This is a genomic window from Pseudoselenomonas ruminantium (assembly GCF_900113715.1).
Classification (GTDB): domain Bacteria; phylum Bacillota; class Negativicutes; order Selenomonadales; family Selenomonadaceae; genus Selenomonas_A; species Selenomonas_A caprae.
In genome coordinates this window covers 65706-78006 of the sequence record NZ_FOQK01000015.1, presented here as the reverse complement: position 1 = coordinate 78006, position 12301 = coordinate 65706, and the positions used below count along the sequence as shown (strand labels likewise).

The window sequence follows — 12301 nt, the reverse complement described above, 5'->3', positions numbered from 1 at the left end:
GTAAGGCATGCAGCGGACCAATACTAATAAGTCGAGGGCTTAACTTTACTGGCCTGTCCAAGAATTCGAGCGTAAGCGAAAAATGATTGGATAACAGGCCGTATGCGAAAACGTCCCAAGAATCAAGCCTGCAAGGCGTAGATGATTGGCTGACGTTGACCGCTAAGAACTAAAATGTTCGACATTCTTCTGTATAGTTTTGAGTGGACATGGTTCATTCAATCAAATATCTGGTGACGCTGGCTATGTGGTTCCACCTGTTCCCATACCGAACACAGTAGTTAAGCACATATACGCCGAAAGTACTTGTCTGGAGACGGACTGGGAGGATAGGGAGTTGCCAGTTAAGCGAAAGGCATTCACGTTGTGGATGTCTTTTTTCTTTGCAAATCCTTCGAAATAAGATATGATATAGATATTGTGGTGTATAGTTGTACAGTTTTGGATGAAGGGATGGGATGAGCAATGATACGCCTGCCAATCAGGAAGCTCAAGCAGGGCATGATTATTGCGCAAAGTATATACAACAAGCATGGAGCTAGTTATCTGGTCAAGGGGCAGCCGATAACCCTCGAGTACATTGACCAGCTAAAGAAGATCGGGATCCCGACGGTTACGGTCACTTCGCTGAACCCTAATTTCCAGCTGATGCCGCCGGAAGATGTGGTGCAGGAGAAGACACGTATCAATGCCATCAAAGAGGTATATGAGACCTTCCAGAGCGTGGAGAAGACTGGCGAGCTTGATGTGGATGCCATGCAGGCTGTATCCGAGAAAATCATCTTTGACATCATCGACCGCAAGGAAAATCTTGTCCAGCTTACCGATATCCGTCTGCACGACACGTATACCTTTTCGCATAGTGTCAATGTAGCAATCCTATCGGCAATGCTCGGGATGCTTTGCCATTATTCCAAGAAGGATCTGCTGCTGTTGACCTTGGGAGCGCTGCTCCATGATCTGGGGAAGATCAATGTCCCGCCGGCTATCCTGACAAAGACGACGCACCTTACGGAGGCTGAGTTTTCCATGATGCAGCAGCATCCTCTGGATGGTGCTGCCCGGATCATGCATATGGAGCGCATGCTTCCGTCGCCGAGTGTTTTGGCGGCAATTGCTGCTGAGCATCATGAGCATGTTGATGGACGGGGATACCCGCGTGGATTGGCAGGTGAGCAGATCCATCGCTATGCCAAGATCGTGGCCATTGCGGATGTATATGATGCTTTGACAAGTGAGCGTCCTTACAAGAAAGCATATACGTCACATGTGGCTTATACGATCATGACCCGTGTCATGAGAGGGCAATTTGATGAGGATCTGCTCAAGCTGTTTTTCAACAATGTGTCGATCTATCCTGTCGGTACGATACTGAAAACGATTTACGGATATGGTATTGTCAAGGACTGTCTTTTTGGGCAGACGGAGATGCCGACAATCATCCTGTTTGCTGATCCTGATGGCAATATCCTGTCGATTCCCCATACGATTTATTTGTCAAAAGATCCGGCAGGGGAAAAGGCGATTGAGATCGTCTTGTCGGATAATGAATTGCGTCATTTCATCCATGAAATCAACATCGATCCTTCGGTTTTTTTGGCGGATTGAGACTTCGCCGCCAGCGTGTTGCCTGTGGCCTTTTCTGTTTGCGGAGAAGGCCGTTTTTTGTTATACTTAGTGAGTTGAATTATTGGCTAAGGAGCGCGATTTAATGCGGCAGAAACGCAAAAAGAAACGCAGTTTTAAGCGTTTGCGGCTGGTAGGAATGTTCCTGCTGGCGATAATGGTAGCGGTAGCGGGTTTTTCGCTGGGCCGCAGCCAGCAGGGTGGCAGCTCGGGAGGAATTCTGGGGGCATCAGCAAAAAATGATATTGTCCATGTCATGATACTTGGTGTCGATAGCCGCAAGGATGATGTGGGGCGCAGTGATACGATGATGGTCACGGCACTCGATGAAGACAAAGGCAAGGCGGCACTGCTTTCGGTGCCGCGTGATACGCGGGTGCCGATTGATGGCCATGGCTATGAGAAGATCAATCATGCCTATGCCTATGGCGGGCATAAGATGTCGCAGAAATCGGTAGAATCGCTGCTTGGCGTCAAGATCGATCACTACATCATCATCAACACGACTGCCTTTGAACGCATCATTGATGCGATGGGGGGCGTGGATATCGATGTAGAAAAGCGCATGCACTATGAAGATCCCTGGGATGATAATGGCGGTCTTGTCATTGATCTCTATCCGGGAGAGCAGCATATGGATGGCAAGAAGGCCATCCAGTATGTCCGCTATCGTGATGGGGAAGGCGATATTGGCCGCATCGGCCGCCAGCAGAAGTTCGTCAAGGCGTGCCTGGCAAAGCTGATTTCGGCTGAGATGCTGCCGCGGCTGCCGAAGTTCATCGAGGAGGTAAGCTCGGCAATCACGACAGATATGTCGGTTCCGGAGCTTTTGAGCTTTGCCAAGCAGATGAAGGCCATCCATGATAATGGCTTGTCGGCGCAGATGGTTCCCGGCCAGCCGGCCTATCTGCAGGATGTCAGCTATTGGATTCCCGATATCACGGATCTGCGGCAGCTGATCATGGATGAGCTGGGCATTGAGGCCACGGCTGAGGAAAAGGCTAAGGCGCAGGCCGATGAGGATGAATACATGAAGAGCCTGCCGAAGGACATGCAGATCCTTGCCAAGTCGCAGAACGCAACGGGCAAGGTCGAGGAGGTCTCTGAGGCTGGTGAGCAGAAGAAAGAACAGCAAGCGATGAAGCCGAACCAGATTTCGGTCATGGTCATCAACGACAGCGGCATCAACGGTGCTGGTGCTGAGGTGGCGGGCATCTTGCAGCGCAAGGGCTTTATCATCTCAGGCGTCGAGACGGGCAAGACAAGTTCGCGGCAGCAGACGACGATCACGACGTCGACGCGCAATACCGATGTCTTCTATGGCATGCCGTTCAAATGTGTGATCATGGATGGCGGCAGCTCGAATCAGGCTGTTGTCCATATCGGCTTGGATTATCGTAAATAGTATAAACCTTCCCCTTTCGGGGAAGGCTTTATTATAGCAGAACTGATATTCGTATTCTCGATGAGGTGAGTGGATTTTGGGTATATTGAAAGTCATGGGACTGAAGAAGGCCTTTGGCATCGATGAGTTGTTTCATGATGTGAATTTTGAGGTAGGACGCGGTGACCGCGTGGGTTTTGTTGGCGCGAATGGTGCGGGCAAGACGACGCTGATGAAGATGCTCATGGGGCAGGAAGAGTCAGATGGCGGCACGATACAGCTTGATAGTGCCGATACGATCGGCTATGTCGAGCAGCAGGCAGATTTTGGCGAGGGGACACTTTATGATGAGTTCCGCCGGGCCTTTGATGATATCATCGAACTCGGCGAGCGCAAGCGGGCATTGGAGAAAAAGATCGCCGTAGATCATGATGAAGAGACGATGAAGGCTTACAGCAAGGTGGTCGAGCAGTTTGAGCGCCTCGAAGGCTATGATTATGAGAGCCGCATCCGGCGCATCGCCTTTGGTCTTGGTTTTACGGAGGTGGAATTCGCCAAGGACGTGCAGCATTTCTCGGGAGGGCAGAAGACGCGTATCTGCCTGGCGAAGGCACTACTGCGTGAACCGGATTTCCTGTTCCTCGATGAGCCGACCAACCATCTCGATATCCATATGATTGAGTGGCTCGAAGGTTTTTTGAAGAGCTATAAAGGGGGCGTGCTGATTATCTCGCATGACCGTTATTTCCTCGATAAGGTAGCGACGCGGATCATTGAGCTTGAGAATAAGACGGTAACGAGTTACGAGGGTAATTACACGTATTTCATGAAGGTCAAAACGCAGCGCCGGGCAGCGCTGCAATCGGCTTATGAAAAGCAGCAGGAGCATATCAGGAAGACCGAAGAATATATCCGCAAGTACAAGGCTGGCATCAAGTCCAAACAGGCGCGCGGCCGTCAAAGCCAGCTCAATCGCCTGGAACGCATTGTATTGCCACCGGAAGAGGCGTCCTTCAATTATTTTGCGCTCAATACGCCGCCAGAGTGTGCGCAGCGTGTGGCCGAACTGGAGGATGTGGCGTTTTCCTTTGGCGCGCATGATATTTTCCGCAATATCTCGCTGCTGATCCGTAAAGGGGATGGCGTGGCACTTGTCGGCCCGAATGGTGCGGGCAAGACGACGCTGCTGCGCGTGCTGGTCGGTGAGATCGAAGCAGCTGCTGGCCGCGTGAAAATCGGCAGCCGCGTCAAGATCGGCTATTTCTCCCAGCAGCACGAGGGCCTGCATATGGAAAGCACTGTGCTGGATGAGATCATGTACGAGTATGGCATCGATGAGGAGCAGGCGCGTAAGTATCTCGGTGCCTTCCTGTTCCATGGCGATGAAGTCCTGCGCCGCATCGGCGATCTTTCTGGCGGCGAGCAGTCGCGGGTGGCTTTCCTCAAGCTCATGCTGACAGGGGCGAACTTCCTCGTTCTTGATGAGCCGACCAACCATCTGGACATCCCGGCCCGCGAGGCCGTCGAGGAAGCGCTCATGGCTTATCCGGGGACGTTCCTGGCCGTATCGCATGACCGATATTTCCTCGATAAGGTCGCCAATTGCACGCTGGAACTTGAGAATGGCCAGCTGACCGAGTATATGGGCAATTACAGCTACTATCTGATGAAGAAGGAGTTGGCTGCCGCGGAGGCCGAAGAGGCACGGCTGGAGGAGGAAAAAGCCCAGAAAATCAAGGCGGCCCGTGAAAAGGAAAAGCAGGCCAAGGCGGCAAGAAAGACAGGCGAGCTGGCCGGGCAGGCAGTTGAGGACAACAAGGCGAAGGCACAGGCTGAACTTGGCCGCATCCAGAGCATGAGTGAGGCCAAGCGCACGGAGATGATCCAGCGCGCTGAGGCTGAGATCGCCATGGCTGAGGCAGAGCTCAAGGGCCTGGAGTATCAGATGAACGATCCTGCGGTGCAGGCAGATCCCGTGAAGAGCCAGGAAATCGCTGAGGCATATGCGGCCAAGGAAGAGGAAATCGTTCAGCGCTATGAAAAGTGGGAGCGTCTTACCGAAGCGTGAGGAAAGGAGAGGCCGTCTATGGCAAATTCTGAATATCAGCAGACGACGCTGGGGCTGCAAGCAGAAGAGGAAATCGAGGGCCTCGTAGACAGCGTGATCTTTGCGAGTGACAATGGACAGTTCTCGGTATTCCGCTTGCGGCCGGCACATCAGAACAGCCGCATCAATGTGACGGTGAATGCGGAGCCGCCGCTGGTCGGACAACAGATCCATCTGAAGGGCAGCTGGATTGTCCATCCGCGTTTCGGGCAGCAGTTCAAGGCTGTGAGCATGCGGCTGGAGTCACCGACAAGTGTCGAGGGCATCGAACGCTTCCTGGCCTCAGGTGTCATTGATGGAGTAGGTCCGGCGATGGCAAGACGTATCGTAGCCAAGTTTGGCGCAGACACGCTTGCCATCATCGAGCAGAAGCCGCATCAGCTGGAGCTGGTGGAAGGCATTGGGCGCAAGACCGCAGAAAAGATAGCAGCCTCGTACAACAGCCAATCAGAGCTGCGCGAAATCATGCTCTGGCTGGAGAGCCACGGCGTGTCAGGTGCCTTGGCGGCGCGTATCTACAAGCAATACAGTTCGTTTGCCATCGATATGCTCGAAAGCCATCCCTATCAGCTGGCGCAGGAAGTGGAAGGCATTGGCTTTGCGACGGCTGATGCCATTGCCGCCAGCCTCGGGATGACGCGCGATGATGAGGGGCGTGTGGCTGCTGGTATTGACTATGCCTTGCAGCAGATCTCGCTCAACGGGCACTGCTGTATTCCCGAGGAGCCATTGGTGGGCAAAGCGGCCAAGCTCCTGCAGGTGGAGCCGGAAACGGTGCGCCGGGTGCTCAAGAAACAGTTGGAGCTTCAGCGGCTGGCCGTCGAATATGTCGGCGCAGAGACGCTGATCTACCCGCCGTATCTTTACCGGGCGGAGAAGAAGGTTGCGCGCAAACTGCTCTACTTGCAGAAGTACGCCGAGCCGCTGTCCATCGCCAATCCGTCCAAGCTCGTCGAGGAATGGGAGACGATGACCGGGCTGGATCTGGCCAAGGGGCAGCGTGAGGCGATGGCAGCGGTGCTGACGCATGGCATCTTCGTGCTGACCGGTGGCCCTGGTACCGGTAAAACGACGGTCGTGCGTGGCATGCTCGACATGCTGGAACTGGCGGGGCTCAACATCCTGCTCGGCGCGCCTACGGGGCGGGCAGCAAAACGGCTGGCCGATGCTACGGGACGCCGGACGATGACTGTGCATCGCATGCTTGAGGCGCAGGGCGGCCGGGCAGAAGATGGCGGTTCGATGTTTGCCAAGGATTCAGATGAGCAGCTGGAGGCTGATGCCATCATCCTCGATGAGGTATCGATGATGGATATCGTGCTCATGCAGCATTTCCTTGAGGCGGTCCCGGATGGCTGCCATGTGATCCTCGTCGGTGATGTGGATCAGCTGCCAGCCGTCGGCCCTGGTTCGGTGCTCAAGGATATCCTGCGGGCAGGGGTCATACCGAGTGTCTGCCTCAGTGAGGTATTCCGCCAAGGCGGGGAGAGCACCATCGTGCTCAATGCGCATGCCATCAATGCGGGGCGCCTGCCGTCCTGCGGGATGACTGGTGATTTCCAATTCATTGAAACGCCGAATGATGAAGTGACGGCCAAGACTATTGTGGCCTTATGTGCTGAAACTTTGCCGAAAGCAGGGTTCAATCCATTGACGGATGTGCAGGTGTTATCGCCGATGCATCGGCAGGAATGTGGCGTAGCGAATCTCAATAAACTTTTGCAGGAAGCGCTGAACCCAAAGGCAGCATCCAAGGCTGAATTTGTCAACAGTGTGCAGATTTTTCGCTTGGGCGATAAAGTCATGCAGACAAAAAACAATTATACCAAAGGTGTATTTAATGGCGATATCGGTTTTATTGCCGCCGTGGAACCGAGTCATATTACGGTACAATTTTCCGAGGAACTCGTCGTTGATTACGAGAAAAGTGAGCTCAATGAGCTCATGCTGGCATATGCGATGAGTGTCCATAAAAGCCAGGGCAGTGAGTATCCGGTCATCATACTGCCATTGACGCCCAGTCATCGCATCATGCTGCAACGAAATCTTTTGTATACGGCGGTAACGCGTGCTAAACGGCAGGTCATTTTGCTTGGTAGCAAGGCGGCACTGACAACTGCCGTTGAAAACGATCGGATGCGCAGGCGGTATACGTTGCTGGCGGAGCGATTGAGCCAACAGCTGGAAAATCAATAATCGCCATTCGGCAAGAATAATCTTGCAGAATCGCGGATTATTTGCTACAATCTATGTTATAAGATAAATCGATAGAGTCGATATTAAAGGAGAAATAAAAATGGCAAGAAAAGCAAACTATGATGAGAAGATTTCGGTTCTCGAAGAGAAAATCGCCAAGAAGCAGGAAGAGCTCAAAAAACTCAAAGCACAGCTTGCTGATGTAAAAGAAAAGAAAGCAAAAGAGGATTATCAGGAGCTGACGGCTTACATGGCAGAGAATAACCTGTCTGCATCGGAAGTCCTGGCTGCAATCAAAGACTAATCGATTGGTTTTGCTAAATACCAGTTACTGCCTTGGCAGTAGCTGGTATTTTTATGCCCATTAGTCCCATTTACCTGTTTGCATAGTGGTGGTAGAATAAAAATATCTGTATGTGGACGAGGAGGGTGTTATGTCTTTTATAACGATTGTATTATTTCTAGCTTGCCCTTTGCTCATATTTGCGGTGGGCGGGATTTTTTTCAAGCGTCGCCGTTATCCGCTGGCTTTGCTGGCTGTCATGATGGGAATCGTGGCCGCAGTTGTCGGCGGCATCAATGGCTTTCATGAGATGAAGGCGCAGGTGGTTTCGGAGTATAGCGAGGAACTAGATTCCGAGTATAAAACCGCACTGCTAAAGAAATATCAGCAGGCTGAAGATATCCTGCGTGACATTTCATTCTCGAAGCCAGATCAAAAGAAAATCGATTATGCGCTGAATCTCCTGCACGATTTCGACAGTGATAGTGTAGCGGAAAAGATGGCAGTGGATTGCCCCGATGCAGCTGTACTCAAGACTTATGCAAAGGCCATGCGTGAAGTCAGCACATACGATGGCCATATGACGAATCTCAATGTTTTGGAAAACAAGACATTACAGCAGCTGGCAGCTGATTTGCCCGATAATTATAATGGTGCATTGGCTGATAAGATTATCCCGTTCAAACGGCTGATTATCGGCATGGAGAATGAAGCGAAAAAACAGGCTGCTTCCGATGCGCAGAATGCGGAAAAACATAAGAAATCGCTGGAAGAGGGAAAATACGGTAACCTGCGTCCAGGCGATTCCGAAGAAAAGGTTACGGCAGCGATGGGCAAGCCGGATCGTATCAATGCGAGCGAGACAAAAGAAGGCAGCATCAAACAGTATGTCTTCCATCATAATGGCAAATCCATCTACGTTTATACGAAGGATGGCGTCGTCACAGAAGTTCGTTGAAGCTATTTCAGCAAAAAAAAACTCTGGTGCAATGTGTTCTGCACCAGAGTTTTTCTTTCTATATAGTTACCATTCAATCTGCTGTGCTTTGTCGAGCAGTTCCTCTACCGAGCCGGCTTCAATGCGCACCGTATGGGTGGCTGGTGGTGGTGTGGCAGAGGATTTTGGTGTGTGGTGGACCGGATGATGGTGCCTGCCATGAGGCTTCTGCTGCCCGGCTTGGCCCTCGGCCTGAGCGGCGGGCTTAGTCTCCTCTTGTTGCAGCAGCCGCAGGATGGATTCCAACGGCGGATGATGTGGCGGCCGTCTGTTTTTGATGGCGTTACGCAGGCCTGCATCATCGGGGAGTGGTGGCCGGGGCTCTTTGGCGGCGGCTTTTTTCTCCTCGGCGCGCTTGGCCTTGGCTTTTTCGAGACGCTGCTGCTGCTCTTCACTCATGCGCTCAAGTTCAGCGAACAGCTTTGTGTTGCCGTCAGCATCAAAGGAAATCGCCAAGCGGCTGAAGCGCACGCCCTCGCCGAGCAGTCCTTGTTCCTGGACCTTGTTCAGCGTGCCGATGGCGGATTCGACCTTGCCCATCACTTCCTGCGCAAAGTCCTCGTCGTCTGCCATGCGCTCGATTTCCTCGCTGGACAGGACAACGAAGTATTTCTTGTTGCTGGGGCCAGTGACGTCGAGCGGATTCTGCACGTCATCGGCGATGATGAAGTCGTAGTCGCCGTATTGTTCCCGCAGCTTGGCCAGGTAATCTTTGGCCTTGGCGGAAAGCTGCTCCTCCTCCGGGCGGACGCCCTGCTGCCCTGAGGCTGCGGCGGTATCTGCCTGCGGCCGCCGGGCGGCATGGGACAAGGCCGTATCCGAAAGGGAAAGGGAGAAATCCTTGTCAGCACCCAGAGAAGCACGGATGATGTCCTGACGGCGGTCAGCCCCCGCAGCAGGACGCTTTTTGCTGGCCGGGCCGGCATTCTCCAGCCGGGGATGGTGGCCTGCGTGATGGATGGTGTTAGCCATGATGTACTCCTTTTCTTGGCCATTGAAATCCGTTTCGTTGAGAGCCAAATTCCCTCATCTATATATCGGATGATCGGGCCTGGAGGTTAAGCAGAAAATGGTGGTGTGTCACTGGCGATGGTGCCAGCCGCGCTGGCCGCCACCGCAGTAGGAATCGCCGCGATTGTCTTCCGGGCCATACGGGCAGTGGGTGTTGTTGCGCCAGCAGCCCCAGCCGTTATCCGCGGGGGCTGGATCGCTGTCGGCAGCAAATGCTGGCACTGCCAGTATGAGCAGGGCACCAGTGAGCAGGGCGATGATTTTCTTTTTCATAGGGAATTCCTCCTGTAAATGTTTGTGTTTTCTTTTCTGTGTCCAGTATAGCAGGCAGTTGTGACAAAACTGTTACAAGAAAAAAATTTTTTGCGGCACGACAGGAAGGGGCTTTTCTGCTAGACTAGGATTGTCAGGAGGGAGAGAAATGAAACTATTGCTGGCAGACGATAACGAAGCGATTCGCGATATATTGGATAACTTTGCCCGGGCAGCCGGCTATGAAACCGTGATGGCTGCGGATGGGGAACAGGCCTGGCAGCTATTTTGCACGGAGGATATCGATTTAATTCTGCTCGATGTCATGATGCCAAAGCTTGACGGCTTTGCTGTCTGCCGTAAGATTCGCGAATGTTCGGATGTTCCCATCATCATGATTACGGCCCGAGGCGAGGATTATGACCGCATTATGGGGCTGGAAATCGGCGCTGATGATTATGTGGTCAAACCGTTTTCGGCGCCGGAAGTCATGGCACGCGTCAAGGCGATACTGCGGCGCTTGTCCCGCAGCGGCGATGCGGGGCAGGGGCGTCAATACGGCAATCTGGTGTTTCAAGAAGAATCCGGCAGGGTGCTGGTGGCCGGGAAAACTGTGCGCCTCACGCATAAGGAGGCCGATCTTTTGTTGCTGTTTACGGCAAATCCCGGGCAATTGTTTTCCCGGGACAAGCTGCTCGACAAGATCTGGGGCATGGACTACACGGGGGATACGCGCACGGTCGATACGCATATACGCCGCTTGCGGGCTAAGCTTGAACAGGCGGGCCTCTCAGGCTGTGCAATCGGCACGGTATGGGGGCGCGGCTATCGGTGGGAGGTTATGTCATGAAACATCGCTTGACTAGACGCCTGCTGGCGTATTTCTCATTGACCCTGCTGCTGTTTGCGCTTCTTTGCGGGGCGGTGTTTTCCTGGCTGTTCACGCGCTACACGCAGCAGGTATATGAAAATGAACTGCGGCAGCGCGCACAGACGCTGGCAGCGGCTATTCCCTCCCTGGCCGGCAGCCAGCAGCTGCTGGCTGAGGGAGTAGCGGATGAAAATGCGGCCATAGCGCCAGCATCCCGCAGTCCGCATCATATGATGCGCCATATGGGGGCTGGACGTGCGCAGCATGGATGGTGCCGGCAGCAGTACAGCGCGGGAACGGCTGAACCCGCAGCAGTCAATCAGGCGGGGCAATTCCTTTGGCAGCTGGATCAGATGATGCAGGGCAAGGTATGGATCGTGTCGGCCCGTAACCGTACGATTTATGCTTATGGGGAAAACACGGATCGGGAGGATGGCGAACTGCCATCCGCGGTAGCGGACATTTTGCAGCAAGTGCTTGCAGGGCAGACGGCAGTCAGCCGTGATTTCGGTACACTCATCGATATGCCATCGCTGACGGTGGGAGCGCCGCTGGTTGGAGCGGATGGCGCGGTAATCGGCGCAGTGCTGATCCATCGGCCGCTGCAGGAAATGCAGCAGACCTTGCGTGACGGCTTGCAGCTGCTGCTGATTTCGGTGCTGCTCGGCCTGCTGCTGTCAGGTATTCTGGCTCTGCTGTTGACGCGCAGGTTTATGAACCCGCTATACCGGATGCAGGCTGTAGCGCGATCGTTTGCCCAGGAACGGTATAGTGAGCGCACGGGAATCAGCCAGCAGGATGAAATCGGTATGCTGGCTGGCGATATCGACAGGCTCGGCGGGCGGCTGGAGGCGGCACGGCAGGAGCGTGAGCAGTTGACGCAGCAGCGGCAGGATTTCCTTTCGGCAATTTCCCATGAGTTGCGTACACCGCTTACGGTGCTGCGCGGTACAGCGGAATTATTGGTGTCGGGGCTGGTAAAGCACGAAGCAGAACGCGGCAAATATCTCCATCAGATGATGGAGAATCTGTCGGTCTTGGAGCGTTTGGTGGGCGATTTGCTGGAACTTTCCCGCTTGCAGAATCCAGGCTTTACGATGGAGATGACACCGCTGGATTTCCGGGAAGCTATACAGGAAGCAGCTGGCAGCATCCAGCCGGTAGCTGCTGCAAAAGCAGTGGAAGTGACAGTGAAACTAGCGGAATCCTTGCCTGTGGCTGGGGACTATGGGCGGTTGCGTCAGCTGGTGGTAATCTTGCTCGACAATGCGGTGAAGTTTTCGGCTACGGGACAGACTGTCGAAATTCGTGGCCAGCGTGAGCAGGACAGCTGGCAGGTGACGGTGGAAGATCATGGCTGTGGGATTGCAGCGGCGGATTTACCATATATCTTCGATCGTTTCCATGCACGCCGCGAAAATAATGCCCAGGGAACTGGTATGGGGCTGGCGATTGCCCGGGAAATCGCCAGCCGTCATGGATTTTCCCTTACTTGTGTGAGTGAGCAGGGGATAGGTACAAGGTTTATCTTGCGCGGAAGCAGGCTGTCAGAAACGGAGGAATAAATCTTGTAT

At 53.5% G+C, this 12301-nt stretch carries 10 protein-coding genes and 1 rRNA gene; 9 read left to right on the top strand and 2 right to left on the bottom strand.

What is annotated here, in order from left to right; all coding sequences use genetic code 11:
* Positions 1-229: 229 nt before the first annotated feature.
* The 7 genes from rrf (at position 230) to BM181_RS09220 (ending at position 8554) form a co-directional block, all read left to right on the top strand.
* Positions 230-346: ribosomal RNA gene (gene rrf / locus BM181_RS09250) — 5S ribosomal RNA — on the top strand.
* 119 nt (positions 347-465) lie between these two features.
* Positions 466-1608: an HD-GYP domain-containing protein gene (locus BM181_RS09245; protein ID WP_075444230.1), complete on the top strand. Its 1143-nt coding sequence runs from the start codon at positions 466-468 to the stop codon at positions 1606-1608.
* A gap of 103 nt (positions 1609-1711) precedes the next feature.
* Positions 1712-3031: an LCP family protein gene (locus BM181_RS09240; RefSeq protein ID WP_075444227.1), complete on the top strand. Its 1320-nt coding sequence runs from the start codon at positions 1712-1714 to the stop codon at positions 3029-3031.
* A gap of 76 nt (positions 3032-3107) precedes the next feature.
* Positions 3108-5078: a ribosomal protection-like ABC-F family protein gene (abc-f, locus tag BM181_RS09235; protein WP_075444224.1), complete on the top strand. Its 1971-nt coding sequence runs from the start codon at positions 3108-3110 to the stop codon at positions 5076-5078.
* Between the two features lie 18 nt (positions 5079-5096).
* A complete protein-coding gene (recD2, locus tag BM181_RS09230; RefSeq protein WP_075444221.1) occupies positions 5097-7313 on the top strand; it encodes an SF1B family DNA helicase RecD2 in 2217 nt (738 codons plus the stop codon).
* A 100-nt stretch (positions 7314-7413) separates the two neighbouring features.
* The gene (locus BM181_RS09225) at positions 7414-7617 is read left to right on the top strand and encodes a protein kinase (protein ID WP_075444217.1); all 204 of its coding nucleotides are present in this window, start codon (positions 7414-7416) and stop codon (positions 7615-7617) included.
* A gap of 130 nt (positions 7618-7747) precedes the next feature.
* Positions 7748-8554 (top strand): hypothetical protein, encoded by an 807-nt coding sequence (locus BM181_RS09220; RefSeq protein WP_075444214.1) that lies wholly within the window; start codon positions 7748-7750, stop codon positions 8552-8554.
* A gap of 66 nt (positions 8555-8620) precedes the next feature.
* Here BM181_RS09220 and BM181_RS09215 read toward each other — a convergent pair whose 3' ends face one another.
* A complete protein-coding gene (locus BM181_RS09215; RefSeq protein ID WP_075444211.1) occupies positions 8621-9613 on the bottom strand; it encodes a DUF6033 family protein in 993 nt (330 codons plus the stop codon).
* A gap of 60 nt (positions 9614-9673) precedes the next feature.
* The gene (locus tag BM181_RS09210) at positions 9674-9877 is read right to left on the bottom strand and encodes a hypothetical protein (RefSeq protein WP_075444208.1); all 204 of its coding nucleotides are present in this window, start codon (positions 9875-9877) and stop codon (positions 9674-9676) included.
* A 148-nt stretch (positions 9878-10025) separates the two neighbouring features.
* Here BM181_RS09210 and BM181_RS09205 point away from each other — a divergent pair, with 148 nt between their 5' ends.
* Together BM181_RS09205 and BM181_RS15580 are read left to right on the top strand one after the other, a co-directional pair.
* Positions 10026-10706 carry a response regulator transcription factor gene (locus BM181_RS09205; RefSeq protein ID WP_075444205.1) on the top strand — a complete coding sequence of 227 codons (681 nt, stop codon included), beginning with the start codon at positions 10026-10028 and terminating at the stop codon, positions 10704-10706.
* Positions 10703-12292 carry a sensor histidine kinase gene (locus tag BM181_RS15580; protein WP_256211339.1) on the top strand — a complete coding sequence of 530 codons (1590 nt, stop codon included), beginning with the start codon at positions 10703-10705 and terminating at the stop codon, positions 12290-12292. Before BM181_RS09205 ends, BM181_RS15580 begins: the two co-directional genes overlap by 4 nt.
* The last annotated feature ends 9 nt before the right edge of the window (positions 12293-12301 follow it).

Bases quoted from the DNA above. Each gene is read 5' to 3' on its own strand.
- BM181_RS09205 (WP_075444205.1), top strand. From the start codon at position 10,026: ATGAAACTATTGCTGGCAGACGATAACGAAGCGATTCGCGATATATTG.
- BM181_RS09240 (WP_075444227.1), top strand. From the start codon at position 1,712: ATGCGGCAGAAACGCAAAAAGAAACGCAGTTTTAAGCGTTTGCGGCTG.
- BM181_RS09220 (WP_075444214.1), top strand. From the start codon at position 7,748: ATGTCTTTTATAACGATTGTATTATTTCTAGCTTGCCCTTTGCTCATA.
- recD2 (WP_075444221.1), top strand. From the start codon at position 5,097: ATGGCAAATTCTGAATATCAGCAGACGACGCTGGGGCTGCAAGCAGAA.
- BM181_RS09210 (WP_075444208.1), bottom strand. From the start codon at position 9,877: ATGAAAAAGAAAATCATCGCCCTGCTCACTGGTGCCCTGCTCATACTG.
- BM181_RS09225 (WP_075444217.1), top strand. From the start codon at position 7,414: ATGGCAAGAAAAGCAAACTATGATGAGAAGATTTCGGTTCTCGAAGAG.
- BM181_RS15580 (WP_256211339.1), top strand. From the start codon at position 10,703: ATGAAACATCGCTTGACTAGACGCCTGCTGGCGTATTTCTCATTGACC.
- BM181_RS09245 (WP_075444230.1), top strand. From the start codon at position 466: ATGATACGCCTGCCAATCAGGAAGCTCAAGCAGGGCATGATTATTGCG.